Raw genomic sequence first — 25090 nt, 5'->3', positions numbered from 1 at the left:
ATGCGGCGCGTGGCATCGCCGAACACGGCGATGGAGTCCCCCTCGTAGCGGAAACCGGTATAGTAGTCGCGAACCGTACGTTGCTGCATCGGCAGGCACATATTTTCGCGGCAAAGGCCAAGAAAGGGAATGCCGCTGCGCCTGGCTCCGAGCCGGGTGCCTTCGGCCTGCCAGTAGTCGATATGCGATGTCATGAAGGCATCGACCGGTGTGCGGGTGCGCAGTTCGCGCACGAGGTGGTCGCCAAAGATCTGAAGCTGCTTCCATGTTCGCGCATACCGATCGCCCTTGAACTTCTGGTATTCGGTTTGAAAACGCATCTCCGGCGGGCACCACGCCTTCTGCACGTGACCGAGGAACTCGTTGTTTATATAAACCCAGTTCAATTCTGTTCTATTTCTCAGCTGCTCCAAGTCTTTGCTAAAGAGAGGGCGCATAAGCGCGACCACCGTGGGCCGCCCCGGCACGTAGCCGGCGAAATCGGCCCTGCCGACGATGAACCGGGCGGCAAAGCGCGGGCCGGCGATGCGGCACGCCGTCACCAGCGCGGCGATCTTCAGCTTCTCGACGGAACGACGCACGCGGGCGTCCCAAGGCAGATCCTGCATTCGTTCTTCCTGGCGTACGGTGCCCATCAACGGCCGGCTATCCTTCTTCCATTGCTGCTGCCACACCCGCTGCTTGGCAGAAGCCTGCCGCTCGACGCCCGGTTCGGCGGCGGAGCCGCCCCGCTTCCCAAGCCGACAAACGGCCCCGCATGCGATGAGCGAGCCAACTGCGGCCAGAACGGACATCCTCATCTGCTATCCTTTTGATGCATCGGCGATCTCCGACCGGGGGCGCGAAGACCGACGCACGCGCCCCCGGAAGACAGCCGCCAGGCTGCATCGTCCGCTCGCCGGGGGGATGGTGGCGGACGATCTGCTATTCCTCTGTCGACGGAGGACGTTCGTTGTCGTCGCTGACGGGCGGAACGGGTTCGCAATAAGCCGCGCCGGGGGCCTGGTGCAGCCAGGAACCTAGGAGGCGTGCGTGTCTGTGGTTGGTCGGCAAAGTGTCGATGCTTTTCCCGGAGCGGCATTTTTGTAAACGAACGTTGCCGAAGGGCTTGCAGCAACGTTCCGTTGCAAAATTCTCCGAGACGAGGCCGCGGAGGGGTTATATTCGCGAACAGCAATCGGACATCTGGCCTGTATGAGCACTCGGACCCACATACTGATCGTCGACGACGACCCCGAAATCCGTTCCCTTCTCGCGCGCTATCTCGGCGAGCAGGGTTTTCGCGTCACCACGGCAGCCGACCGGCGCGAATGCGAAAGCCGGGTCGCGGACAGCAATCCCGACCTCATCGTACTGGACGTGATGCTGCCGGACGGCTCCGGCCTCGATATCTGCCGGATCCTGCGCGACCGGCGTCCGTACGTTCCGGTGATCCTGCTGACGGCGTTGAAGGAGGACGTCGACCGTATCGTCGGACTGGAACTGGGCGCGGACGACTATCTTCCAAAGCCCTTCAACCCGCGCGAGCTCGTCGCGCGTATCAAGGCGGTGCTGCGCCGCTCCACGCTCGATGAGCCGGTGCGGGAGGAGGCTACGGTCTACGAGTTCGCCGGCTTCGAGGCCGATCCCGAGCTGCGTCGGGTCGTGGGACGGGATGGCGGCGAAATCGACCTGACGGGCGCGGAATTCGATCTGCTCAAGGTCTTCCTGGAGCGCCCGGGCCGGCTCCTGTCGCGCGACCAGCTTCTCGATCTCACGTTACCAATCTATGGTCGTTATACGGGATTGCGCATCTGACCCCCCACATCGTCGGCTGCCCTGCCGTACGGAAGGCAATCAGTTGGATGAACGTCGACAGGCGCGGAAGGGCTATGATCAGCCAGAATCTACCAATTGAACGACTGGCGCGCCTGAGGCGGATGCGTAGCCTGGCGCGCTTGATGGATACTGCGCTTCGCATTCCTGGTACGCGTGTCTCGCTGGGCGCGGATTCCGTCCTCGGGCTGGTCCCCGGCATCGGCGATTTCGCGGCTGCCGCCGTCAGCCTCATCATCATCAACGAAGCGCGCCGCCTGGGCGTACCGAACGATAAACTCCTCAAGATGCTGCTCAATGTCGGGTTTGACACGGTGGCGGGAAGCATGCCGTTGCTTGGCGACGTCTTTGACGTCTATTTCAAGTCCAACCGTCGCAATCTTCAACTCGTGCTGGATCACTTCGGCCTCGATCATGCGGACCTCGATCGCTAGGTACCGATAACCGTCATCTCGCCGCCGAAGGCGCGGGCGACGGGCTTGCCGACAGCAGCAGCCGAACACCGAGGCCCTGCCGCACCATTCCGGTGAACCGCTCCTGCCATGCCAGCAGCGCCGGCCAGCGATGAGGAACTGGCCGAAACGGTCGCAAGCCCCACCTATCTAGCGGGTGAACTGTTCGGGTCCCCATCAGCACAACTAAAGTCGCTTTCCCACTACTGACCCGCAACCTTGAGCTTGGCTTGTTCGAGTGACCAGTATTCCATGTCGAAAAGATCGGCCTCGCCTATTGGGGTAAAGCGTCCATAGCCTTCCGCTGCATTGATTGCCCGCGTCGCCTGCTCGCAGAGGTCCCCGCCGATTTTGGCTGCCTTTGCGCTGGCGCCGACGGCGTAAATTCCCTGGTTGCGGACAAGAATGATGCGCGGATAGACATCCAGCATGTGTTTGGGCTCGGTCGTGCGCTTGGCGTTGCGCGCGAAGTAGGCTTTGTAGCGATCGGCATAGGCGGCAAGCGCTGCGTCGATCGCGGCTTCATCCGCACCCTGCTCGATGATCATCGGCCAGGGCTTGATACGGATGACGTGATCAGGGGTGACGGTGCCACGCAGGCTGATCGCTTCCATATTCTCCTTGCCGGCATGCTCGCGGATCGCGGCGGTGGAGCGGTAGTCGAGAAAGGCAGCCTTGGTAAAGGGCGAGCCATCGCGGACAAGAGCCTTTTCCAACCGCGCCCGTAGCGCCAAATCTTCCGTGCCGTCGCTCGGCTGCGGACCAGGAAGCGTAACGCCCTTACGGGAAAGCTCTTCCTCCGCCATGGTGATGAATTCGATCATCAGTTCATAGGAGAGGCGGGCATCGTCCGCAAAGGTGAAGAGGCCGTGGTTCTCCAGCCAAAGACCCTGGCAGCTGGGATACTCACGATAGATACGGTCGGCGACGATCGAAAGGTCGAAGCCGGGCATGACATAGGGCACATAAGCGAGGCGGGCGCCGTAGATGCGGTGCACGGCCTCGCGCATGTCGGGCTGGTCGGCAAGCGCGAGGATCGCCGTCGCATGGGTATGGTCGACGAAGGCGAAGGGCAGGAAGGCGTGCAGCAGCGCCTCGACGGAGGGGTTCGGCGCGTCCGCCTCGATGAGGCTCGCGCGCAGCAGGGCGACCATGTCCGGGTCGGAGAGTTTCGGGCCGTTGCGGGCCTCCAGCAGCGGGGCGAGGCGGACGGCCGGCAGGCCCGGCGCCTCAATCGTGTCGAGATCCCAGCCGCTACCCTTGATGTGCATGAGCGCTTCGCCGTCGGCCGCCGTCACCTTGACGGAGGTGTTGCCGCCGCCGTGCAGCACGAGGTCCGGGTCGCCGCCGATGATGCGGGAGGTGTAGATGCGAAGGCCGAGGGCCTCGCTCTGTCCCGTCGCGCGCGCGGCCTCCACGTAGCGGGCGGCGTCCTCGTCGTTCCAGCGGCTTTTCATGCGGATTGTCCTGTTCTTGAAATGAATGCGGCGGGCAGCCGGAGCCGCCCGCTGCTCGTGCGTTATCAGAAGTCGAAGTTGGCGATGTTGTCCTTGGTGAAGACCGTTCGCTCCGGCAGGAGGATGATGCCGTTGCCGTCGGCCTCGTAGTCGTAGCCCTGCACCTTGTTGGCCGAGACCTCGACCGTGCCGACGCCGGGGATCTCCAGCTTGTCGCCGACCTTCATCGGGCCGTTCTTCAGCACGTGATCGGCAACGAAGACCGAGATCTTGCCCTGCTGCGTGACGTCCCACAGGCCGAAGCGCTGGATCGTGCCGCGCTCGATATAGGGGCGCATGACGTTCGGCGTGGAGAAGCCGACGATGGTGACGCCCTCGGCGCGCTTCAGGTTCTCCGCTGCCTGCGCGGCGGCCGGAAGGGCGTTGGCGTCGGGCGCAATGATCGCGTCGAGGTCCGGATAGGTCTGCAGGATACTCTCGGCCGTCTGGAGCGACTTCTGCGCGTCGTTGTAGCCGTACTGGGTGGTGACGATCTCCCAGCCCGGATGCTCCTTGGCGATCTTCGCCTTGGCGGCTTCCGCCCAGGCGTTCTGGTCGGTCACGGTGGGGCTCGAATAGAAGAAGGCGACCTTGGCCTTTTCCTTCGTCACGCCTTCGGCCGCCATGTCGACCAGCAGGCCGCCGAGCTGCTCGGGCGTGCCCTGGTTAATGTAGTAACTGCGGCAATCCGGGTTGACGTCGCTGTCCCAGGTCATGACGAGCACGCCGCGGTCCATGGCGCGCTTCAGCGCGGGGCACAGGCCGTCCGGCGAGACGGAGGAGACGATGATGGCATTGTAGCCTTGGTTGACATAGTTGTTGATGAACTGCACCTGGCCGGAGACGCTGGGCTCGGTCGGGCCGTCATAGGTGACCTTGACGCCCAGCTCCTCGCCGGCCTTCGTGGCACCGGCGCCGCCGGAGGTGAAGAAGCCGACACCCACCAGCTTGGGGATGAAAGCGATCTGGTTTTCGGCATGCGCGGTGCCCGAGGCGAGCATAGTGCCGGCGGCGAGCGCGGCGGCGAGAGCGCCGGATTTCAACATGGACTTGATCATTCTCATTCTCCTCCTGAAGTGACTGCCGCCCGGGATTTTTTCTGTTGCCGGGCGACGGCGATGAAATCGGCCAGCATTGCGCTTCCATGGCGCAATGCGACCGCGACAACCAGCAACCCTCCCGAAAGCGCGCTGGAAATCTGGCTGGGGACGCCGGCCGCCTGCAGGCCCTGCTGCAGGTAGCCGATGACGAAGGTGGCGATCAGGGTGCCGAGGATGGAGCCCTGGCCGCCGTAGATGGAGGCGCCGCCGAGCACGGCCGCGGTGACGGCGGGCAAGAGCGTCGCCGAGCCGAGGTCGACGCGGGCCGAGCCGAAATAGGCCGACATGACGAGGCCGGCGATGGCCGCCGAAACGCCGGTAATGACATAGGTGATCGTCTGCACGCGGCCGACCGGGATGCCGGCGAAGCGCGCTGCGCTCTCCGACTGGCCGGACAGGAAGACGGCGCGGCCGAAGCGGGTGAAGTGCAGGAGCACGACGAGCATGAGCGCGAGCGCGAGAAACAGCGCGAGCGGCGCCGGCAGGCCGAGGACTTCGGCATAGCCGAAAGCGTTGAAGGCGTCCGGGAAATTGCCGATGCCCTCGTAGCCGCCTGCGCCGACGAGGCCGGAGGCGACCGTCGCCGTGCCCTGGAAGAGATAGAGGCTGCCGAGCGTGACGACGAGCGGCTGGATCTTCGACAGGTGGATGACGGTTGCGTTGAGAAGCCCGCAGAGCGCGCCCGAGACGAGCGCCAGCGCGATCGAAAGCGGCAGCGGCACGCCGTAGAAGGTGGCGACGCCGAAGACGATGGCGGCAAGGCCGATCACCGAGGCAAAGGAGACATCGATGCCGCCGGCGATGATGACGAGGGTCAGCGGCAGAGCGACGATGCCGATCTGCACGAAGTCCGACGTGCCGTAGACGAGGTTCGCGACATTGAGGAAGCGCGGGTTGACGAGGCCGAAGACGAGAAGTTCGGCGGCGAGCATGGCAAAGAGCGCGGTCTCCCAGCGGAAGATGAGCTTCTTCATCGGCCGGCCTCCACGGTCTTTGCCGTTGTCGTTTCGGCGGGTTGGGCGGGGCCGCGCTCGTGCACGGCGTAGCGGCGGGCACGGATGCGCCGGTCGATGATCTGGCGGATGCGCCCGTCGAGCAGCAGCACCGAGAGCAGGATCGCGCCGGCGATGAAGTCGTTCCAGTAGGCCGGGATCTTCAGGAAGACGAGCGCGCTGTCGATCGAGGTGATGAAGATGACGGCGACGACGACGCCGGCGACCGAGCCGGTGCCGCCGAGCAGGCTCACGCCCCCGAGCACGTTGACGGCGATGGCTTTCAATTCGATGCCGTTGCCGGCCTGGTTGGGGATGAAGCCGATCTGCGCGGCGAAGACGAGGCCGGCGAGCGCGGCGCAGAGGCCCGTCGCGACGAAGGCGGTGAACTGTACGCGCCGGACTGGCACGCCGAGATGATGGGCGGCCGCGCGGTTGTCGCCGACGGCGTAGAAGTAGCGGCCGAAACGCGTCTTGCGTAGCACGAGCCAGACGAGGACGACGAGCACGAGCACGACGACGGTCAGCGCCGAGAAGCCGAGGCCGAGATTGCCGGCGAGTGCCTTCAGGCTCTGCGGCAGGTCCTCGATCCACCGCCCGCCCGTCAGCACCAGCATGATGCCGCGATAAAGGCCAAGCGTGCCGAGCGTGGCGACGATGGAGGGGATGCCGAGATAGGCGACCATCAGCCCGTTGAAGGCACCGGCGGCCGCCCCCGTCATCAGGCAGAAGGCGATGGCGAGCGGCGGGCCGACGCCGGCATTCAGCGACAGGCCGAGCACCGCGGCGCTGAGGCCCAGCACCGAGCCGCTGGAGACGTCGATGTTGCGCGTGACGATGACGATCATCGTGCCGAGCGAGATAAGCATCAGCACGAGGCTGTTGGAAACGACGACCGAGGCCGTGGCGCCGGAAAGATAGCCGGGTGCCGCTGCACCGATGGCGGCATAGGCGACGGCGAGGATGACGAGGAGCGTTGCGACGCGGTTACGCGCAAAGAGGTCAAGCATGGCGGGCCTCCGAGGCGCCGAAGGCAAGGCGCGCGATGGCGTCGACCGAGATGTCGTCCGTGAGTTCCCCGCCGGACTGGCCGAAGGCCATGACCTCGACGCGGTCGGCAAGCTGCTCGATCTCGTCGAAATCCGACGAGATGAGGATGATGGCGACGCCGTCGGCGGCGAGCTTGCGGATGAGCTCGTAGATGTCGTTGCGGGCCGCGACGTCGACGCCGCGCGTCGGCTCGTCGAGGATCAGTACCTTCGGCCGGGCGGACAGGCACTTGGCCAGCAGCACCTTCTGCTGGTTGCCGCCCGATAGGCCGCGCGCCTCCTGGCCCGGGCCGGTGCACCTGATACCCATGCTGGCGCGGAAGCCGTCGAAAACTTTCCGCTCCGCGCCGGGGCGCAGGAAGAAGGGCAGGCGATGCACGAGGTAGGACGAGACGTTCCAGAAGAGCGGAGCCTCGAGGAAGAGGCCGTGCTGCTGGCGGTCCTCCGGCAAGTAGACGAGGCCGCGGTCGATGCAGATGCGCGGCGAGCGCTTCTTCAACTCCGCGCCGTCGAAGACGACGCTGCCGGCCGCCTGGGGACGCAGGCCGAACAATGTCTCGGCGAATTCCGTGCGCCCCGCGCCGACGACGCCGGCAAGGCCGAGGATCTCGCCGGCCCGAACGTCGAGGCTGATATTGCGGAAGCCCTCGCCGCTGAGGCCGCGCACGCTGAGGCGCGGCTTGCCGATCTGCGAGACCTTGCGGCCGGCGCGGTCCCGGCCGGGGGCGTCCGCGATCTGCACGCGGCTCATGGCGTCGATGATCTCGGCGTCGCTGTAGCCGTCGAGCGGGCCGGAAAGCACGACGACGCCGTCGCGCAGCACGCTGATCGTGCCGCAGATCTCGCGGATCTCGCGCAGCTTGTGCGAGATGAAGAAGATGCCGACGCCCTGCGCCTGCAATTTGCGCACGCGCTGGAAGAGCGCGCTCGTCTCGAAGGGGGTAAGCGCTGAGGTGGGCTCGTCGAGGATCAGCACGCGGGCATCGCGCACCAGGCCGCGCAGGATCTCGACGATCTGCCGTTCGGCGATCTCGAGGGCGGCGGCCTGCGCGTCGAGGTCGAGCGAGACGGAGAGTTCGGCGACGAGCCGTTCGACGCGCGGGCGCAAGGCCTTGGGCGAGGCGGCAAGACCGAGGCAGACGTTCTGGAGGACGCTCTGGTTGGGCAGGATGTGCGCCTCCTGCGGCACCAGATAGAGGCCGAGGTCCTGGGCAAGGGCGGGTGAGGCGTGGGCGAGCGCCCGGCCGTTGATCTCGATCGCGCCGGAATTGGCGGGGATGACGCCGGACATGATCTTCATGAGGCTCGACTTGCCGGCGCCGTTGCCGCCGAGAAGCGCATGCACCTCTCCGGCCTGCAAGGCGAGCGAAACGCCCTTCAGCACCGGAACGGCACCGTAGGACTTCCAGATGTCCGTCAGCTTCGCGACCCTCCCGGCCGCCGGGCTATCCGTCATTCTGCACCTGTTCACATGTAACTTGTGTCAATCATGTGATCATAGTGATCCGCGGTCGTCAATATGCTCGCATCATCCAACGCAACCGCGAATGACTGATATTGCGCTGCAAAATATGATTTACCAGCAAAAATCAAGGAATTGCGGCCGCAAAGAATTTTTCGCCGCATGGATGCGTTGACGTATCAAAAGTTTTTTTGCTATTCAAATGATCAGAAATCGACCGAGGGAGCCGCTTGCATGGCGACGGACAACGGGGAATGGAGTTATGCCGATACGGACGAGGAGATCCTCACCCGCATCGCCTGGTATTACTACAACGACGGGCTGACGCAGAACGAGATCGGCGAAAAGCTCAACATGTCGCGCATCAAGGTCTCGCGCCTGCTCGAAAGCGGCCGGCGCTCGGGCATCATCCAGGTGCGCATCAATTCGCGCTACCAGGGCTGCCTTGCGCTGGAGCGGCAGATCAAGGAGCGCTACGGGCTGCTCGAGGCCTATGTCGTGCCGCAGCTTCCCGATCAGGACCCGAGCGACCGGCTGGGGCAGGCGGCCGCGCAGTTCCTCATGCAGCGGCTGCAGACCGACGACCTCCTGGCGGTCGGCTGGGGCGCCACCGTCTCGAACACCATCCAGCGGCTCGGTCATCTCGCCAACGAGCGCAATATCGGCCTCGTCAGCCTCACCGGCGGCGTCGGCACCTATGTCGACGGCATGCGCACGGCCAACTGGGGCAGCGGCGTGCATCTGGTGCCCGCGCCGCTCGTCGTGCGCGATCCGGACGTGGCGCGCAACCTCTCCTCCGAGCCGGCCGTCGCCAACCTCCTCGACATGGCGCTCAACGCCACCTACCAGCTCGTCGGCATCGGCGAGCTTTCCGCCGCCTCCACCGTCGTGCGCTCCGGCTATGTCAGTCCCGACGAAGTGGAGCCGCTGCGCCGCAAGGGCGCGGTCGGCGATATCCTCTGCCAGTTCTACAACGAGCGCGGCGAACCGCTCGACCTGCCGCTGCACGACCGGGTGATCGGCGTAAAGCTTGCGGCGCTGTCGCGCGCCGAAAAGGTCGTGGCGGCGGCGGGCGGCATCCACAAGGTCGGGGCCATCCACGCGGCGCTGCGCGGAAAATTCGTCGGCATCCTCATCACCGACGAGACGACGGCCGCCGGCCTCATCGAGATCAAGGACTGAACCCATGACGACTTCCTACCTGCTGGCCGTCGATGCCGGCACCGGCAGCGGCCGCGCCGTCATCTTCGACGAGAACGGCAACCAGATCGCCAGCGCCCAGCACGAATGGTGGCACAAGGCCGATCCGCGCTTTCCCGGCTCCATGGATTTCGACGTCGAGGGCAACTGGTCGCTGCTGTCGCGCGCCATCCGGCAGGCGATATCCGAAGCCGGCATCCGCGCTGCCGATATCCGCGCCGTCAGCGCCACCAGCATGCGCGAGGCCTTCGTCGCCTATGACCGCAGCGGGCGGGAAATCTGGGCCTGCGCCAATGTCGACAGCCGCGCCGTCAGCGAAGTGCGCGACCTAAAGCGGGACTTTCCGGGCCTTGAACGCGACCTCTATGCCGAGACCGGCCAGACCTTCGCGCTCGGCGCGCTGCCGCGCCTCCTCTGGCTGAAGCGCAATCTACCTGACATCTATGCCCGTATCGACCGGATCAGCATGCTTTCCGACTGGGTCCTGGCGCGCCTTTCCGGCGTCATCGCCAGCGACCCCTCCAATGCCGGCACCACGGGCCTATACAGCCTGACGAAACGCGACTGGCTGCCGGAGGCGATGGCGAAAGCCGGCATGCGCGACGACATCTTCCCCGAAAGCGTCGAGCCCGGCACGCTCATCGGCCGCGTCACGCAAAAGGCTGCCGACGAGACCGGCCTTGCCGCCAGCACGCCCGTGATCATGGGCGGCGGCGACTGCCAGAGCGGCGCGGCGGCGATCGGCGTCGTCAACGAGGGCGACTGCGCGGTGCTCGGCGGCACCTTCTGGCAGCAGGTGGTCAATGTCGGCCTCGACGTCTCCGACCCGTCGATGGACCTGCGCATCAACCCGCATGTCGTCACCGGCCTCAACCAGGCCGAGGCGATCAGCTTCTTCGTCGGCATCGTCATGCGCTGGTTCCGTGACAGTTTCGGTGCGGAGGAGGTGGCGGCGGCAGGCCCGGGGGGCGATGCCTACCGGCTGCTGGAAGAAAAGGCGGCGGACGTTCCCGTCGGCGCCTACGGCATCATCCCCGTCTTCTCCGACGTCATGCATTACGGCAACTGGTATCACGCCGCCCCCTCGCTGCTGAATCTCTCCATCGACCCGGAAAAATCCGGCAAGGCGGCGATCTTCCGCGCGCTGCAGGAGAATGCCGCCATCGTCGCGGCCCGCAACCTCTCGGCCATCTTCACGCTGTCCGGCAAGACGCCGGACAAGGTCGTCTTCGCCGCCGGCGCGTCGAAATCCGCCCATTGGTCGCAGATCCTTTCCGATGCAACAGGTCTTCCAGTCGTCACGCCGGTCGTCAAGGAGGCGACGGCGCTCGGTTGCGCGGCCGCCGCTGCGATCGGCATCGGCCTTCGCCGCGATTTCGCCGAGGCGGCGGAGGTCTGGGTGCGCTGGGACAGGCGTTTCGAGCCGAACGTCAAGCACAAGGCCATCTACGACGAAGCCGGCGAGCGCTGGGCGTGGGCCTATGCGCTACAGCGCCAACTCGTTGACGAAGGCGTCACCACGCCTATGTGGAAGGCGCCCGGCCTTTGACCTTTCATTGATGAACAACTTAGCAGGGATACCAACATGCTCATCCAGATGGTCAGCATCAACGTCAAGCAGGGTCATGCCGCAGAATTTCTGGAGGCATTCCGCATCAACTACGAAGGCACCCGCCAAGAGCCGGGCAATCTGCGCTTCGATGTGCTGCGCAACCCGGAGGACGATCACAGCTTCACGATCTACGAGGTCTTCAAGTCCCCGGAGGCACTCGACGAGCACCGTAAGACCCCACATTATCAGGAATGCGTCCGCCGGATTGATCCGATCCTCGCCGGCCCGCGCACGAAGACCTTCTATCGTGTCGAGATGGCAGATTTTATGGGGGTGTGATCTTCTGGTTGGCGCCAGCCGCTCAGAGAAGCACGATACGCGTTTTATGTTGCGATCGACAGGACTTCTAAAGTCGCTGGCCGAGGCCGCGATCGATCTGCACCAAAGCGGGTGCCACCTCCGACAGCAGCCGCTCGCCTGCCTCCGTCGGCGAGACGTTCCGCGTCGTGCGGTTGAGAAGGCGGATTCCCACCCGCTCTTTCAGAGCCGGATCCTGAGCCGCGTGGCGATGTCGTATGCCTCACTCCGCGACGTCGCACTCGCCTATGCCGCCGCCGAGATCGGGAAGATGCCGGATCGTTGCCCGGGCAGGAGTTCCTGATCGGTCCGCTCCGGCGCGGTGAGCCAGTTTCTGCGCAAATGCTTCAGCGATATCAAGCAAGCCGAGATCGATACCGTGTTGGTAGCCAAGGCGTGACAGGTGGCGCGCGAGTGCGCCGGTCGCGAGGTTTCCCGCGGCTCCCGGCGCATAAGGGCATCCGCCCAGGCCGCCGGCCGCGCTGTCGAAGACGCCAATGCCCTGTTCAAGCGCGACATCGACATTGGCGAGCGCCATGCCCGACGTATCGTGGAAATGGCAGGCGAGCCGTCCGGCGGGTATAACCCCGACAACCGACCGCAGCATGGCGTCGACGCGCTCCGGTACCGCGCGGCCGATCGTGTCGGCGACGGCGATCTCCGCGCAGCCGATCTGCGCGAGCCGCTCCGATACCCTGGCCACGGCCGCCGGTGCGATCGCGCCTTCATAGGGGCATTCCACGGCGCAGGAAACATAGCCGCGAACCGGAAGGCCGCTGGCCTTCGCCAGGGCCAGCACGGGCATAAAACGCTCGATGCTTTCGGCGATCGTGCAATTGGTGTTCTTCATCGCGAAGGCTTCGGATGCGCTTGCGAAGACGGCCAATTCCTGCGCACCGGCAGCGATTGCGGCGCGTGCTCCCTTTTCATTGGGAACGAGCGCGGATAGTTCCAGCCCCTCGCGCCGGATCGCCCGCCGCATGACCGTATCGTGGTCGGCCATCTGGGGCACCCATTTCTCGGAGACGAAGGCTGTCGCCTCGATGCGGCGAAGGCCGGCAGAGGCAAGAAGGCGAATGAGTTCCACCTTGTCGTCCGTTGAGATCACGCCTTTTTCGTTCTGCAGGCCGTCGCGCGGGCCGACCTCGACGATGGTTATGTCGCGGCCGGTCGTCATCAATGCACCGCCGCATACATGATCTTCTCCTCGGTCGCCTCCTCGATGGCCAGTTCCTCGACGATGCGGCCCTGCCGGGCAACGAGGATACGGTCCGATATCGCGAGGATTTCGGGCAGGTAGGATGAGATGACGACCACGGCGGCGCCGGCATCCGCAAGCCTATGGATGATGTCGTGGATCTCCGCGATGGCGCCGACGTCGACGCCGCGCGTCGGCTCGTCGAAGATGATCAGTTCCGGTGCCTGGATCAGGCCCTTGGCGATGACGACTTTCTGCTGGTTGCCCCCCGAAAGCTCGACCACCTTCGCATTTTCCCGGATGGCGCGGATGCGCAGCCTCTCAATCCACTCGGCCGCATCGCGCCGGGCCTGCGCCATGGTGACGATGGATGCCGGGTTGGCTCTCTTCACGAGCTTGCCGTAGAAGATGTTCTGGGCGATGCCCATCGTGTCGAACAGACCGTCGAGCTTGCGATCCTCTGTGATATAGGCGATGCGGTTGTTGACAGCGCTGCGCGGCACGTTGAAGCGCACGGCCTTGCCGTTCAGCCGGATGCGGCCGCCGTGGAAGAAGTCGCGCTTCAGCACGCCGGCGGCGATTTTCATCATCTCCGTGCGCCCTGCGCCGACAAGGCCGAACATGCCGGTGATCTGGCCGGAAAAGACGGAAAGCGTGGCGCTGCGCACCGCCTTGCCCATGGAGACGTTTTCGAGCGCCAGCACCTTGCGCCCGGCCGGGCGGCCGGTGCGTTTCGCCGGATTGCCGTAGAGCTCATCCTTCAACTGGCGGCCGACCATCGCCTGGACGATGCGGTCGCGGGTGAAATTACGGGTATCGTCGGTGACGACGAGTTCGCCGTCGCGCAGGATGCTGATGCGGTCGGCGATCGCCAGGGCTTCTTCCAGCGCGTGACTGATGAAGATGATCGATCCGCCCTCGGCCTTCAGCCGTTCGACCAGCGCGAAGAAATGCTGCTTTTCTTCCGGCGTCAGCGTCGCCGTCGGCTCGTCGAAGATGAATATCCGGGCATTGTGCTGCACGGCGCGCGCGATCTCCACCATCTGCTTCTTGGCGGCCCCGAGCGAGGAGACGAGCGCCGTCGGTTCCACATGGAAGCTCAGGCGCTGTAACTGCTGCTGCGCCTTGATATTGATGCCCCGCAGGCGGTTGAAGAAGTTTTCCTCGCCGAGGAACAGATTCTGGGCGACGGTCATCGAGGGGATGAGGTTCGTCTCCTGGAAGACCATCGCGACGCCATGGGAGAGGGCGTCACCGGGGGAAGCGAAGCTGCATGGCACCCCTTCGATCAGCATTTCCCCGGCCGTGAGGGGATAGAGGCCGGCCAGAACCTTGGTGAGGGTCGATTTGCCTGCGCCGTTTTCGCCGAGCAAGGCATGCACCTCGCCCTTGCGAAGGGTGAAGTTCACGTTTCTGAAGGCCGCGACGTTGCGGAATTCCTTCGTGGCGCTCCGGAACTCGACGATGTCGGTCATGGTATCTCCCCCGGCGCCGCGTCGAGGCGGAGGAGCGTGCCCGCGCCGCGCGAGGCGGCGTAGAGCGAGCCTCCGATCTCGGCAATGGAGGCTATGCCGTGCACCTTGCCGTCGGCGCGCGAGTGATAGCTTGTCACGGGCTGCAGGGCGGCGTCGAGACGGACCACCATGCCGTAGGAGCGCGAGGGCGCCCAGGGCTTCATGATACCCATCTGCCGCACGGAACCGGATTGCAGCGGCTGCTCCACGGAGCCTCTGTCCGCGAAATCAGGCCCGATCCAGGCTTCGGATGGGATGGTTGCCATCATCTCCGTGCGATAGTCGTCCTCGCGCAGCACGAGTTCGGTCAGTTGCCGCCGCGGCGCGAAGAGCGCCAGCCAGTAGCCGCCGGAGGCGGGCGCGAGGCGGGCGGGATAGGCCGGCAGATCATGCAGCACGGGAGAGGGGCGGGAAGCGCCGGGCCTGACCGTGATGATACGGTGACGCCAGCTTTCCGTCACGGCGATCGCCCCGTCGGGCAGCCGCGCCAGACCATAGGGGAAGGCAAGGCCGCTTTCGAGGATGTCGGTCCGGCCGCTGGCGATGGAATGGCGGATGACCAGGCCGCTCGCGCCATGGCTCATCAGGTCGCGCTTCCAGTCCGACACCGCATTCTGGCGCGAACCGACGGCAAGCAGCAGCGTGTCGTCGTCTTCGAAGAGTCCGGCGGTGAGGCAGGCGGCGTGGTCTTGCGGCAGGCCAATCGAGTGGACAGCGCCGGCTTCGTCGATGACGGCAAGGCCGGCGCCCTCGACCGCAATGGCAAGGCCGCCGGAGGGGCGCGCGGCAATCATGCTGATCGGGCCGTCGAATTCACGGACGAGGCCGGCGGTCCGGGATTGCAAGTCGACACGGAAAAGACTGTTGTCGCTGGAGCAATGCAGCGCGCCCTCGGCGGATGCGGCGAGATTGTCGATCGCCGGCAGCTCCAGCACGCGCTCGGCCGTATCTAGACGCGTGTTGGGCTTGAAGACGCCATCCATCGGCGGGACGCTCAGGCCATCCTCGTCGCTGCCGCCGAACAGTTCGGAAATGCGGGAGAAAATACCCATCAGTCCTTCCCCCAATAGTCTTTGCGCGCCGTCCAGCTCGGGTCGGCTTTCGGCAAGCGGATTCGCCCGATGCGGTTGTTGGAGACACCTCCGAGATATAGATAGCCCTTGTGCTCGCAGGTCGAGGTTATCGACGGATGGTTCTCGCCGACCTCGTCCCAGAGCACGTCGAGAATCGCACCGCTTTCCGAAATCTGCACGACGCAGCCGCGATTGACGTTCGGAAAAAGCCATTCGTCCGAAGCGATGCGGCGGGCCATGCGGCGACGGAAACCCGGCTTGCGCATGGCGAGGTCGAAGGTGGGCGTCCTGAGGCCGAGCAGCGCGACCCAGTAGGTGCCGTCCGAGCCGCGGTTGATGTTGTCGGGATAGCCGGGAAGATCGGCGATAAGCACGGCGCGCTTGCCCTTGTCCGGGCCGTCGAACCAGTAGCGCGAAATCCGGCAGGCCCAGGTTTCGGCGAAGAGCAACGACTGGCCGTCCCGGCAGATGGTGATGCCGTTCGGGAAGATCAGGCCGCGCAGCAGCGTGCGGGTCTTGCCGGTGGCGGGGTCGTGGCAGATCAGCCGGCCGTTGCCGCGGCCTTCGAGCGCATCCACGACCCAGTCCGCCATTTCGTAGCGGATCGTCGCCTCGCTGAAGAAGATGCGTCCGTCCGGCGCCACGTCGAGATCGTCGGGAAGGCGCAGGCGTGAATCGTCGATCACCGAGAGCCAGCTGCGGTTCGTCTCGTCCGTGACGCGGGAGACCTCGCCGGCCGGCGAGACCTTATAGACCCCCATGCCACCGACGCAGGTCAGCAGATCGCCATTCTCGGCAAAGGCAAGGCCCAGCGGATGGCCGCCGATGCGGGCGAAGATCTCGCTTTTTCGGTAGTCGGGCGCGAGGAAGCGAACGATCGTGCCGTGGCGTGTGCCCGTATAGAGGTGGTCGTTACGATCGAGGATCACGTCCTCCGGCCCCTCGACCTCGCCCATGCCGATGGTCTCGACCTCGGCGAGCCCGTCATTGAGCGCGAACGGGTCGCTTGCGGATGTCGCGCGCTTCGGCAGTTCGAGGTAGGTCGGCGATACATAGACTTTGCTGAGGATCTTGCCGCGGTTCTTCACCCATTTCGCGTCGAAGAGCACGGCGAGGATGAGAATCAGGCCGAGCAGGAGCTGGTTGACCGAGCCGGGCGTGGAGAGCCGGATCAGGCCGTTGGTGAGGATCAGCACAAAGATGGCGCCGATGAGGGCGCTGCCGACCGAGCCCCGCCCGCCGCCGAGCGAAACGCCGCCCAGCACGACGGCGGTCAGCACCTGGATCTCGAGGCCGATGCCGGTATCGGCGCCGGTGCTGCCGAGGCGCGCGGCGAAGAGAAAGGCCGCGCTCGCCGTCAGGATGCCGGACGAGACATAGGCCATGCAGACCGTGCGCTTGACATTGATGCCGGCATTGTAGGCGGACTTGCGCGTGCCGCCGACGGCTCGGAGCCGCCAGCCGGGTCTCAGGCGTGACAGGGTGATATGGATGGCGACGGCGATGGCGGCAAAGATCACGAAGGAGATCGCGACGCCGTAGATGTCGCCGAAACCGAGATAATCCCAGGCGGGCGAGTCCGGCATGCTGCCGACGATGGCGCTGGCGAGCCGTGGGAAGATGATGTCGTAGATCGCGCGGTAGATGACGAGCGTCACCAGCGTGGTAATGAAGGCGCGAAGCCTGAGATAGCCGATCAGGATGCCGTTGAGCAGGCCGCAGGCGACCCCCGTCGCAAGCGTCATGGCGAGGGCGGCGGGGAAGGGCAGGGCGAGCACGTTCATGCCGACGAGCGCGGCGAGCACGCAGAGCGCGAACATCGAACCGACCGAGAGGTCGATCCCTCCGGACATGATCACGATGGTCAGTGCAAGAGCGATCAGGCCGAATTCTGCGAGCTGGCGCGAAAGGTCGGACACATAGGCGGCGCTGAACAGGCCCGGGATGATCGCGGCCATGATGATCGTCACCACCAGAAGGGCGGCGACGGGAATGGCGCTGTCGATCCAGCTCTTGGACAGGATTTCCCCGACGAGGCGGCCGGAGAAATACCTGTAGCGCAAGCGGGTCAGCGCGTTGCTGTTCGCCATGGCCTTGATTGCCTCAGTTCAGTTCTTCCAGAGTCCAGCAATTGCGCTGGTTGACATTGGCCTTGGTGATCAGGGTCAGCGGATTGAAGTACATGGTCTTGGTCTCGCCCGCAGGGCTTTCGGACGTCAGCAGACGAACGATTTCCTGATTCAGGAGATCGCCTTGCAGGGGAACGTTGTAGCTGATGTAGAGGTTGAAGAGACCCTTCTCCACGTTTTCGCAGCCGACCCGGTTGCCGCCGCCCGAGGTGACGAGGAAGACCTGGTCGCTCTTGCCCGCTTCCTTGATCGCCGAGGCCGTGCCGGTGTCCTGGTTGTCCCAGATGCCGATGGCGCCGCACAGATCCGGATGCTGCTGGAGCACCGTCGCCATGATCGAGCGGGCCTTCTCAGGGTTGTATTCCGTCGCCTGCTGGGAGACGACCTCTATGTCCGGATGCGCGTCCAGCACCTTGTAGATGCCGTCGAGCTGGAACACGTCGGAGGCCGCCGTCGGCACGCCGGTGTCGATCGCGACCTTGGTCGAGATGCCCTTGCCTGCGTCGCATTTCTCGACGATCGCCTCGGCGGCCTTGCGGCCGATCTCGGTCCAGTCGGCGCCGACATAGGAATCGGTCGTGGTGTTGGATTCGAGATTGATCTGGACGATCTTGATGCCGGCCGCCTGCGCCTGCTTCAGGAGACGGGCGTAGGACTGGATGTCCGGGTTGTGGATCACCATCAGGTCAGGCTTTTCCGATATCAGCGACTGGATGGCCTTGGTGCCGGCATCCGTGCTCCAGGCCGGGTCCCGAATCTCGAACTGGTAGCCGAGACGGTCGGCCTGCTTGCGCATCTGCGCGGCCCAGCCCTCGGTCAGGTCGAAACCCATGGAAAGCGGCACAAAGGCAACCTTCTTGCCCTTCAGTACGGTGTGAAAGCTCGTGCTGCGCGGGTTTTCGAGGCCCTTGTCCTGTGCCGCCGCCGGGATCCCGGCAACGAGAATGGCGCTCGCGCATGCGATTGTCTTCAGGAATGCGGTTTTCATGTTCTCCTCCCAGTTCGAACACGGTCTAGCGGTGCGGTTACAGGTCTCCCTGTTGCGACGTCTGTTCGTCGCGCGGATTGACGATGGAGTCGGCGACGATCGCCAGCAGCAGGACCACGCCCTTGACGAGGTTCTGAATCGTGTAGTCGATGTTCATGATGGTCATGCCGTTCAGCAGGATGCCGACGAAGACGGTACCGAGAATGACGTTGCGCACGCTGCCGTGGCCGCCATTGAGACCGATGCCGCCAAGGACGACGACGAGCAGGATGTCGTAGATCATCGTCGAGTTGAAAAGCCGCGCGTTGATGGCGGCTGCCGAGGACGACAGGATCAGGCCGGCGATGTATGCGACGAAGGCGCTGATCGCATATTGCGCGACCACCATCGGCCGGAAGGGGACGCCGGTGATGCGCGCGGCGTTCGGATTGTTGCCCATCGCATAGATCATCCAGCCGAAGCGCGTGTAGGTCAGCAGGACATGAAAGAGCACGCAGAGGCCGGCGAATCCGATGATCGTCACCGGGATGCCGAGAACGCTGCCCTGGCCGATGACGCTGAACCAATCGGTGTCCGGCGGGACGTTCTGCATTTCCAGCGTGAAGAAGAAAGTGCGGCCCGTGCCGTAGATCACGGATCCGGCCGCGAGCGTCGCGAAGATCGGCGGCACGTCGCCGAAGGCGATCAGAGCGCCGATCGTGATCCCGGCAAGGATCGCAAAGGCCGCCCCGATGAGCAGGGCGAATTCGAAGGAATAGCCAGCCCGCGTGATGACGAAGGCCCAGGAAACCGAAACGACCATGATCGCGATCATCGACACGTCGATGCCGCGCGCGATCACCACCAGCGCCATGCCGAGCGCGAGGATGCCGAGGATCGAGACGCTGCGGATGAGCACGAGCAGGTTGCCGGGGCTGAGGAAGCTCGGCAGCAGCACGGAAAAGAGTACGAAGGCGAGAAGCGCCAGCACGAAGACGACGCCTTCCTGGCTGCGCAGGAGGTGCATCCGGAGCGGAGGGCGGGCTTCGTCGCTGGCGGCAGGTTTGTTCATCGCTCTCAGCTCTTGCCGTTGCGCAGGGAGTCCAACATTTCCTTGGCACGGTCGACACGCACGTCGTGATTGGCGGCAAGGGCTTCTGCGATCGTTTCGATCTCCTCGCCCGCGGCGCCTGCCACGATGGCGATGTTGCGTGCATGCAGCGCCATGTGGCCCTTCTGTATCCCTTCGGTCGCCAGTGCGCGGAGGGCCGCCATGTTCTGGGCGAGGCCGACGGCGACGGTGACCTCCGCCAGTTCCTGCGCGGTCTCGACGCCGAGGATCTTCAGCGCTGCACGGGCGGTGGGATGGGTTTTTGTCGCGCCGCCGACGAGGCCGAGCGCCATCGGCATCTCAAGCGTTCCGACGAGATTGCCCTTTGCGTCCATCTCCCAGCGGGTCAGCGACGTATAGCGGCCCGAACGGGCCGCCCAGACATGGGCGCCGGCCTCGATGGCGCGCCAATCGTTGCCGGTGGCGACCACGATGGGGTCGATGCCGTTCATGATGCCCTTGTTGTGGGTCGCCGCGCGATAGGGGTCGACAAGGGCGAAGGCGCAGGCCTCGACGATGCCGCGGGCGATGCGTTCGCCGGAATATTCCTCGGTCTTCAGTGCATCCGGCGTCAGCGACACCATGGCGCGCGCCAGCCGGAGGTCGGCATAATTGGACAGGATGCGAAGGCGCACGGTGCCACCCGTGATGGTTTCGATGAGGGGCGCCACGGTCTCGGCCATGGTGTTGACCGTGTTCGCGCCCATGGCATCGCGCACATCGACGAGAAGATGCACGGCCAGCATCGGGCCGACGAGGGTGTCCTCGAAGATATGCACCTCGATGTCACGGCAACCGCCGCCAAGCGAGATCAGCACCTTGTCGCGGGCATTGGCCGTCGCCATGATCGCTTCGCGTTCACGCAGCACCCTTGCCCTTGCGGCATGGGGATCGGATATTTCCAGCACTTGCACCTGGGCGCGCATAATTGGACCGGTGCTTGATGTTTGAAAGCCGCCGCACTTGCGGGCGGTGCGCGCCATGAAGGAGGCGGCGGCGACGACGGAGGGCTCCTCCACCGCCATGGGCACCAGGTAGTCCCGGCCGTTGACGGTGAAATTGGTGGCGATGCCGATCGGCAATTCGAACGTGCCGATGACGTTCTCGATCATGCCGTTGGCAAGGACAAGGGGAAGTCCGGCATGGCTGAAGGTCTGCGTATCCGTATCGGCAAGCGACACCGCATCCGCAACCCGCGCAAGTCGTTCGGCGGGCGAAAGGTTGCGCATGTTCTCCAGGCGCGAGTTGATGGACGGGCGCGCTGCGCCTCGGTTCACTTCGGCCAAAGCCGCCTCCCAAGCGAAATACAAAATCCTCTTGAACGATTTATGATCGGCTTGATAGCGTGATGAAAAGGTACGGTTTTAAAAAATTGTCTGTAACTGTACCCATTGGAGGACATCCTGACAGCCAAAGGTGGACCAAGCTCCAAGGGAGTCACGTTGGCGGAAACGGTCGTCGAGAGGCTGCGGGAGGAGATCGCTTCCGGTGCCCTGCCGGCCGGCAGCCGCCTGCTGTCGATCCGCAAGGCGGCGGACGTGCTGGGCGTCTCCAAGAACACGGTCGTGGAAGCCTACGACCGGCTGGTCGCCTCGGGTCTGGTCGCGGCACGAAAGGGGTCAGGCTTCGTCGTCGTCCATACGCCGGAGACGGATGGCGCGCAGCGTCTGAAGCATGTGGCCGAAGCGGTCGACATCGCCTCTCTGCTCAGCGCGCAACTGGAGCAGAGCTTCCAGATCCGGGTCGGCGACGGCCGGCCGCCGCCCTCCTGGACGGAGCAGTCGGAAATCAGGCGGCACCTCGGTTCCTACGGCCGCGCGCTGCCGGCGGATGCGGATGCCTACGGATCCGCGCTCGGCTTCCTGCCCTTGCGGCAGCAGATCGTCCGGCGGCTCGCTGTGCGGCAGATAGCGGCACGCGACGACAATGTTTTGATGACCTTCGGCGCCAACCATGCTCTCGATCTGGTCATCCGAAGCATGCTTTCGGCCGGCGACACCGTTCTCGTCGATGATCCCGGCTACTATCCGCTGTTTGCCAAGCTCGCGCTGGCGCAGGTCCGCATGGTCAGCGTGCGCCGCACGCCGGACGGTCCCGACGTCGCCGATTTTACCGCCAAGCTCGCAGCGGAGCGGCCGAAGCTGTTCTTCACCCAGTCGCTGGGACACAATCCGACCGGCGGCTCGATCACGCTGCCGGTGGCGCATGCAATCCTCACGGCCGCGAGCCGGCACAACCTGACCATCGTCGAGGACGACCCCTTTGCCGATCTTCCGCTGGCTTCGGCGCACCGGCTGGCGACGCTGGACCAATTGAACAACGTGATTTCGGTCGGTACGTTCGCAAAGACGCTGTCGGCCAGCTTGCGCTCCGGCTTCATCGTGGCGCGGTCGGATCGCATCTCGGCGCTGGCGGAGCTCAAGATGCTCACCACGGTCAACAGCTCGGGCCATGTCGAGCGATTGTTGCACAGCCTCATGTCCGACGGTCACTACGACCGCCATCTCAAGCGGCTCTGGCAGCGGATCGAGGCGGCCTCGCTGCGTGTGCAGGGCAAGTTGCACCAGGCCGGCTGGCGGACCTTTTGCGACACGATCGGCGGCTACTACCAGTATCTGCTCTTGCCGCCCGGCGCGAACGACATCGACCTTGCGCGCGAGGGTGCAAAGGAGAGCATTTTCATCGCGCCGGGCAGCGTTTTCTGCATCGACAAGCAGAATCCCCTTGCAAGGGGTATTCGCATCAACGTTTCGCGTGCCGACGAACCCAGATTCTACGATTTCCTATTGCGCGCACTTTAAGTGGTCCAATCAGGATGTTCGAGAATTAGGGTACCGTGAGGCCCCTGTGCGGCAGCCGGTGCCGTTGATGAAGCCGTGCGTCAATTTCGGCGTGGATGCGCGGAAGAAGCCGTAGATAAATTTCCCGCCAGACCGTGGGGATCGTACCGGCGATCACTCCGCGGCCTTCAGGTGGCGATCCAGCCAATCGGCTTCCTCGGCCAATATGTGCAGGATGGATTCGCGCGCACGAAAAGCATGTCCCGCAGCGCTTCCGAAATCAATTGTCCTGCAGGAACGAATGGGGGGATTTACGCCGCTCGCCGGTATGCCGGAGAGTGGCCGGATGGCGGTCTTGCGACGATGCCATCCGGCTGTCATGTTTCCAGCGTTGTGCCGGTTCAGGCGGCAGCGCCTTCGGCTTCGTCTTCGTGCTCGCCGTCATCATCGTCGCTGCCTTCGGCTTCGCCGGTTTCCCAGCTCAGCTGAAACTCGATTTCGGCGTGGCCTTCCTCGATTTCGTAGGCGATCGAAGCGATGGCGTCCTGCGGAACGACGACCTCCTCGTCGTCGAGCCGGATCGAGTAGCCTTCGCTCGATTCCAGCACGTCCGCCAGCCGGCGGAGCTCCGCAACGAATTCCGTGACGGAATATTCCTTTTCGATCTCGCGTTCGGCTTCCATGGCTAATCCTCTGTCTAGGGGTTGGCGAGGACATGAAATCGTTGGAATGCGAATTCGGGATGAAGGTTTGACGGCAATCAGGTGATATGATTTCAGCTGGAATTTAAAAGCTGCTCCGGATCTCCCAGGCGGACAGGACGTTCCCGCCGGAGACGTCAATCCCCGGCGGCATATTCAGTATATGCCGTGGAAGTCAGCTCGGGTCGTCGCGGTGGACGTCGTGCACGGTCATGCCGATCGATTCCGGCGGCTTCTCCAGCCAGCGGCGATGCTTCAGGGTCTTCCTCGTGTCCTGATAGCCGGAATCCCAATGCTCGCGCATGGACGTGCCGGAGAATTCGTAATCCTTGGCGTCGCTCTCATAGACCTTCTGCTGGTAGATGAGGTGGACGATGTTGATCTGCGGCACGTCCTCCATGGCGGCGAGGAAGCTCCGGTCGTCCTGCGTCAGTGCCTCCGGCGGCACGCGCAGCAGGGCCTGGTGCAGCTTCAGGCGCAGGTTGTGCATGCGCCGGAACGTGTCCGTGTTGTTCCGCGTCCGGCTGGAATACATGATATCCTTGTGCCGGGCGAGCACATCGGCCATGTCGCGCGGCAGGATGCCGCGTGCGCTGAAGAGGTCGACCTGGAAGACCAGCGTATCGTGCACGCTCTCCTGCTCCAGCAGGTATTGCAGGGGCGTATTGGAGACGATGCCGCCGTCCCAGTAGTATTCGTTCTCGATGAGCACGGCGGGGAAGGCGGGCGGCAGCGCGCCCGAGGCCATGATGTGCTCCGGCCCCAAAGCCTCGATATGGCTGTCGAAATAGCGGTAGTTGCCGGTGCTGACATTCACCGCGCCGACACTGAGCCGATGGCGGCGGTCGTTGAGCACGTCCCAGTCGATCAGGCGGTCGAGCGTTTCCCTCAACTCGGACGTGTCGTAGAAGCTGGTCGCTTCCGCCGCGCCCGGAAACTGGAACCAGGGATTGATCCGGTGGGGCGTGAAGAAGCCGGGAATGCCTGCCGTCATCGTCATCAGCGAACTGGCCTGGTTGCGCAGCTTGCGGAAGATGTCGCCTTCCGGCGTGAAGTGCCAGATCTTGCGGCGCGAGATCGTCTCCCAGAAGTTGCGCAGACGGTCGAGACGGTTGCCTTTCGTGTTGCCGGCGATGATCGCGGCATTCACCGCGCCGATCGAGACGCCGGAGAGCCAGTTCGCTTCGATGCCCGCCTCGTCGAGGGCCTGGAAGACGCCGGCCTGGTAGGCGCCGAGCGCGCCGCCGCCCTGCAAGACCAGGCCGACCGACTGGTAGGCAGACAGGAGATCGGCGATGTCGGGCGTTTCGGATCTGCGCTTCGGTTTCGACACGGCCTGCTCGTCCATGGCTGCGCTCCTCAGTCCGTTTCGCCCATGTAGTCGTGCACGACCTCGCCGAGCCCCAGCGTGAGGTCGGCGACGAAATGCACCGCCGAGACGATCTCCAGGACCGGCAGGCGGGCGACGTCGGCGACGACATGGCGAAAGAGCTGGAGGTCGGCCGGTCCCGTCCAGGCGCCCTTCACGACGATATCCTCAAGATGGTAGCGCACCAGCTCGCAGATGCGCGGCTTCGCGTCGACATGCGGGATGATCTTGACAAGGAAGTTCGACTTGCCGAGCGAATGAGCCACTTCGGCGGGATCGGCCGGCCGGTGCTTGTAGCCCATGGTCGCGATGGTGCAGAGCACGGAGCCGTAATGGAGCGTGCCCACGATCACTTCGCCCTCATGCGCGAGCTTGGGATAGGCGAGCTTCTTCGGAAAGCCCCAGATTTCCCGCCCGCCGGCGATCGGTGCGTCGTCGTCGAGATACATAGCGTGCACGTAGACGCCCTCCTCGCCCTCGAAACGGACGGGGATCACCTGGCCGGATTCGGTGTAGTCGCCGAAGCCGGCCGAATCCGGCATCTTGATGAACTCGTACTTGACGATGGGATCGACAATCTCCAGCGGTTCCGGCACGACCGCCCGCAAGGCGTCCGGATCGGTGCGGTAGCTGATGATGACGTATTCCCGGTCGATGAAGCGATACGGCCCCGGCGGATAGGCGGGGTTGGTCAGCGGCATGGCGTAGGCATTGCGGACATCGGCGGCTTTCATGTTTTTCGTTCCCAGGAAGGAGAAATCGGTAGGCCGGCG

At 64.5% G+C, this 25090-nt stretch carries 21 protein-coding genes and 2 pseudogenes; 6 read left to right on the top strand and 17 right to left on the bottom strand.

Annotated elements, in window-relative coordinates:
- A partial coding sequence (locus tag ACIIOY_RS19765; protein ID WP_411036386.1) for a hypothetical protein occupies positions 1-800 on the bottom strand: 800 nt, incomplete at its 3' end.
- Positions 801-1194: 394 nt separating this feature from the next.
- On the opposite strand from ACIIOY_RS19765, the pseudogene ACIIOY_RS19760 reads away from it, so the two are divergent.
- A pseudogene (locus tag ACIIOY_RS19760) lies at positions 1195-1758 on the top strand (response regulator); the annotation flags it as partial.
- A gap of 113 nt (positions 1759-1871) precedes the next feature.
- Entirely contained in the window at positions 1872-2249 is a 378-nt protein-coding gene (locus ACIIOY_RS19755) for a DUF4112 domain-containing protein (RefSeq protein ID WP_411036385.1), read from the top strand.
- Positions 2250-2470: 221 nt separating this feature from the next.
- On the opposite strand, the gene ACIIOY_RS19750 is transcribed toward ACIIOY_RS19755, so the two are convergent.
- The 5 genes from ACIIOY_RS19750 to lsrA form a co-directional block, all read right to left on the bottom strand.
- Entirely contained in the window at positions 2471-3724 is a 1254-nt protein-coding gene (locus ACIIOY_RS19750; protein WP_411036384.1) for a class II aldolase/adducin family protein, read from the bottom strand.
- A gap of 65 nt (positions 3725-3789) precedes the next feature.
- Positions 3790-4821: an autoinducer 2 ABC transporter substrate-binding protein LsrB gene (lsrB, locus tag ACIIOY_RS19745; protein ID WP_411036383.1), complete on the bottom strand. Its 1032-nt coding sequence runs from the start codon at positions 4819-4821 to the stop codon at positions 3790-3792.
- A gap of 2 nt (positions 4822-4823) precedes the next feature.
- On the bottom strand, positions 4824-5837 hold the full coding sequence (locus ACIIOY_RS19740; protein WP_411036382.1) for an ABC transporter permease subunit: 1014 nt from the start codon (positions 5835-5837) through the stop codon (positions 4824-4826).
- The gene (locus ACIIOY_RS19735) at positions 5834-6865 is read right to left on the bottom strand and encodes an ABC transporter permease subunit (RefSeq protein WP_411036381.1); all 1032 of its coding nucleotides are present in this window, start codon (positions 6863-6865) and stop codon (positions 5834-5836) included. Before ACIIOY_RS19735 ends, ACIIOY_RS19740 begins: the two co-directional genes overlap by 4 nt.
- The gene (gene lsrA, locus ACIIOY_RS19730) at positions 6858-8360 is read right to left on the bottom strand and encodes an autoinducer 2 ABC transporter ATP-binding protein LsrA (protein WP_411036380.1); all 1503 of its coding nucleotides are present in this window, start codon (positions 8358-8360) and stop codon (positions 6858-6860) included. The genes ACIIOY_RS19735 and lsrA overlap by 8 nt, the downstream gene beginning before the upstream one ends.
- 240 nt (positions 8361-8600) lie before the next feature.
- Between lsrA and ACIIOY_RS19725 the strand changes: the two genes are divergently transcribed.
- Genes ACIIOY_RS19725 through ACIIOY_RS19715 form a run of 3 tightly spaced genes read left to right on the top strand, consistent with a single transcriptional unit; the run spans position 8601 to position 11457 of the window.
- The gene (locus ACIIOY_RS19725) at positions 8601-9548 is read left to right on the top strand and encodes a sugar-binding transcriptional regulator (protein ID WP_411036379.1); all 948 of its coding nucleotides are present in this window, start codon (positions 8601-8603) and stop codon (positions 9546-9548) included.
- A 4-nt stretch (positions 9549-9552) separates the two neighbouring features.
- Complete coding sequence (lsrK, locus tag ACIIOY_RS19720) at positions 9553-11115, top strand: autoinducer-2 kinase (protein WP_411036378.1); 1563 nt, start codon at positions 9553-9555, stop codon at positions 11113-11115.
- A 36-nt stretch (positions 11116-11151) separates the two neighbouring features.
- The gene (locus ACIIOY_RS19715) at positions 11152-11457 is read left to right on the top strand and encodes an antibiotic biosynthesis monooxygenase (RefSeq protein WP_411036377.1); all 306 of its coding nucleotides are present in this window, start codon (positions 11152-11154) and stop codon (positions 11455-11457) included.
- A gap of 76 nt (positions 11458-11533) precedes the next feature.
- Here ACIIOY_RS19715 and ACIIOY_RS19710 read toward each other — a convergent pair.
- The 8 genes and pseudogenes from ACIIOY_RS19710 to ACIIOY_RS19675 form a co-directional block, all read right to left on the bottom strand.
- Positions 11534-11662: pseudogene (locus tag ACIIOY_RS19710) on the bottom strand (LysR family transcriptional regulator); the annotation flags it as partial.
- 36 nt (positions 11663-11698) lie between these two features.
- Positions 11699-12652 carry a hydroxymethylglutaryl-CoA lyase gene (locus ACIIOY_RS19705; RefSeq protein WP_411036376.1) on the bottom strand — a complete coding sequence of 318 codons (954 nt, stop codon included), beginning with the start codon at positions 12650-12652 and terminating at the stop codon, positions 11699-11701.
- On the bottom strand, positions 12652-14148 hold the full coding sequence (locus tag ACIIOY_RS19700) for a sugar ABC transporter ATP-binding protein (protein ID WP_411036375.1): 1497 nt from the start codon (positions 14146-14148) through the stop codon (positions 12652-12654). Before ACIIOY_RS19700 ends, ACIIOY_RS19705 begins: the two co-directional genes overlap by 1 nt.
- Entirely contained in the window at positions 14145-15239 is a 1095-nt protein-coding gene (locus tag ACIIOY_RS19695) for an SMP-30/gluconolactonase/LRE family protein (RefSeq protein ID WP_411036374.1), read from the bottom strand. The genes ACIIOY_RS19700 and ACIIOY_RS19695 overlap by 4 nt, the downstream gene beginning before the upstream one ends.
- Positions 15239-17350, bottom strand: a complete 2112-nt coding sequence (locus ACIIOY_RS19690) for an ABC transporter permease (protein WP_411036373.1) — start codon at positions 17348-17350, stop codon at positions 15239-15241. The genes ACIIOY_RS19695 and ACIIOY_RS19690 overlap by 1 nt, the downstream gene beginning before the upstream one ends.
- Before the next feature lie 13 nt (positions 17351-17363).
- Positions 17364-18377, bottom strand: coding sequence for a sugar ABC transporter substrate-binding protein (locus ACIIOY_RS19685; RefSeq protein WP_411036372.1), 1014 nt, complete (start codon positions 18375-18377; stop codon positions 17364-17366).
- A gap of 37 nt (positions 18378-18414) precedes the next feature.
- Positions 18415-19428 carry an ABC transporter permease gene (locus ACIIOY_RS19680; RefSeq protein ID WP_411036371.1) on the bottom strand — a complete coding sequence of 338 codons (1014 nt, stop codon included), beginning with the start codon at positions 19426-19428 and terminating at the stop codon, positions 18415-18417.
- A 5-nt stretch (positions 19429-19433) separates the two neighbouring features.
- A complete protein-coding gene (locus ACIIOY_RS19675; protein ID WP_411036370.1) occupies positions 19434-20753 on the bottom strand; it encodes a hydroxymethylglutaryl-CoA reductase, degradative in 1320 nt (439 codons plus the stop codon).
- 105 nt (positions 20754-20858) lie between these two features.
- On the opposite strand from ACIIOY_RS19675, the gene ACIIOY_RS19670 reads away from it, so the two are divergent.
- Complete coding sequence (locus tag ACIIOY_RS19670; protein WP_411036369.1) at positions 20859-22268, top strand: aminotransferase-like domain-containing protein; 1410 nt, start codon at positions 20859-20861, stop codon at positions 22266-22268.
- Between the two features lie 380 nt (positions 22269-22648).
- Here the strand turns inward: ACIIOY_RS19670 and ACIIOY_RS19665 are convergent, their stop codons facing one another.
- From ACIIOY_RS19665 to ACIIOY_RS19655, 3 genes are all read right to left on the bottom strand, one after another.
- Positions 22649-22930, bottom strand: coding sequence for a hypothetical protein (locus ACIIOY_RS19665; RefSeq protein WP_411036368.1), 282 nt, complete (start codon positions 22928-22930; stop codon positions 22649-22651).
- 193 nt (positions 22931-23123) lie between these two features.
- A complete protein-coding gene (locus tag ACIIOY_RS19660) occupies positions 23124-24296 on the bottom strand; it encodes a patatin-like phospholipase family protein (protein ID WP_411036367.1) in 1173 nt (390 codons plus the stop codon).
- A gap of 11 nt (positions 24297-24307) precedes the next feature.
- On the bottom strand, positions 24308-25051 hold the full coding sequence (locus ACIIOY_RS19655) for an acetoacetate decarboxylase (protein WP_411036366.1): 744 nt from the start codon (positions 25049-25051) through the stop codon (positions 24308-24310).
- Positions 25052-25090 lie beyond the last annotated feature (39 nt).

The organism is Shinella agrisoli, assembly GCF_046557955.1.
GTDB lineage: Bacteria > Pseudomonadota > Alphaproteobacteria > Rhizobiales > Rhizobiaceae > Shinella.
Note: the sequence above shows the minus strand (reverse complement) of the source record. Positions and strands in the feature narration are given on the sequence as shown.

Coding starts and splice junctions, on each gene's coding strand:
- ACIIOY_RS19755 (WP_411036385.1), top strand. CDS start 1,872: ATGATCAGCCAGAATCTACCAATTGAACGACTGGCGCGCCTGAGGCGG.
- ACIIOY_RS19750 (WP_411036384.1), bottom strand. CDS start 3,724: ATGAAAAGCCGCTGGAACGACGAGGACGCCGCCCGCTACGTGGAGGCC.
- lsrB (WP_411036383.1), bottom strand. CDS start 4,821: ATGATCAAGTCCATGTTGAAATCCGGCGCTCTCGCCGCCGCGCTCGCC.
- ACIIOY_RS19740 (WP_411036382.1), bottom strand. CDS start 5,837: ATGAAGAAGCTCATCTTCCGCTGGGAGACCGCGCTCTTTGCCATGCTC.
- ACIIOY_RS19735 (WP_411036381.1), bottom strand. CDS start 6,865: ATGCTTGACCTCTTTGCGCGTAACCGCGTCGCAACGCTCCTCGTCATC.
- lsrA (WP_411036380.1), bottom strand. CDS start 8,360: ATGACGGATAGCCCGGCGGCCGGGAGGGTCGCGAAGCTGACGGACATC.
- ACIIOY_RS19725 (WP_411036379.1), top strand. CDS start 8,601: ATGGCGACGGACAACGGGGAATGGAGTTATGCCGATACGGACGAGGAG.
- lsrK (WP_411036378.1), top strand. CDS start 9,553: ATGACGACTTCCTACCTGCTGGCCGTCGATGCCGGCACCGGCAGCGGC.
- ACIIOY_RS19715 (WP_411036377.1), top strand. CDS start 11,152: ATGCTCATCCAGATGGTCAGCATCAACGTCAAGCAGGGTCATGCCGCA.
- ACIIOY_RS19705 (WP_411036376.1), bottom strand. CDS start 12,652: ATGACGACCGGCCGCGACATAACCATCGTCGAGGTCGGCCCGCGCGAC.
- ACIIOY_RS19700 (WP_411036375.1), bottom strand. CDS start 14,148: ATGACCGACATCGTCGAGTTCCGGAGCGCCACGAAGGAATTCCGCAAC.
- ACIIOY_RS19695 (WP_411036374.1), bottom strand. CDS start 15,239: ATGGGTATTTTCTCCCGCATTTCCGAACTGTTCGGCGGCAGCGACGAG.
- ACIIOY_RS19690 (WP_411036373.1), bottom strand. CDS start 17,350: ATGGCGAACAGCAACGCGCTGACCCGCTTGCGCTACAGGTATTTCTCC.
- ACIIOY_RS19685 (WP_411036372.1), bottom strand. CDS start 18,377: ATGAAAACCGCATTCCTGAAGACAATCGCATGCGCGAGCGCCATTCTC.
- ACIIOY_RS19680 (WP_411036371.1), bottom strand. CDS start 19,428: ATGAACAAACCTGCCGCCAGCGACGAAGCCCGCCCTCCGCTCCGGATG.
- ACIIOY_RS19665 (WP_411036368.1), bottom strand. CDS start 22,930: ATGGAAGCCGAACGCGAGATCGAAAAGGAATATTCCGTCACGGAATTC.
- ACIIOY_RS19660 (WP_411036367.1), bottom strand. CDS start 24,296: ATGGACGAGCAGGCCGTGTCGAAACCGAAGCGCAGATCCGAAACGCCC.
- ACIIOY_RS19655 (WP_411036366.1), bottom strand. CDS start 25,051: ATGAAAGCCGCCGATGTCCGCAATGCCTACGCCATGCCGCTGACCAAC.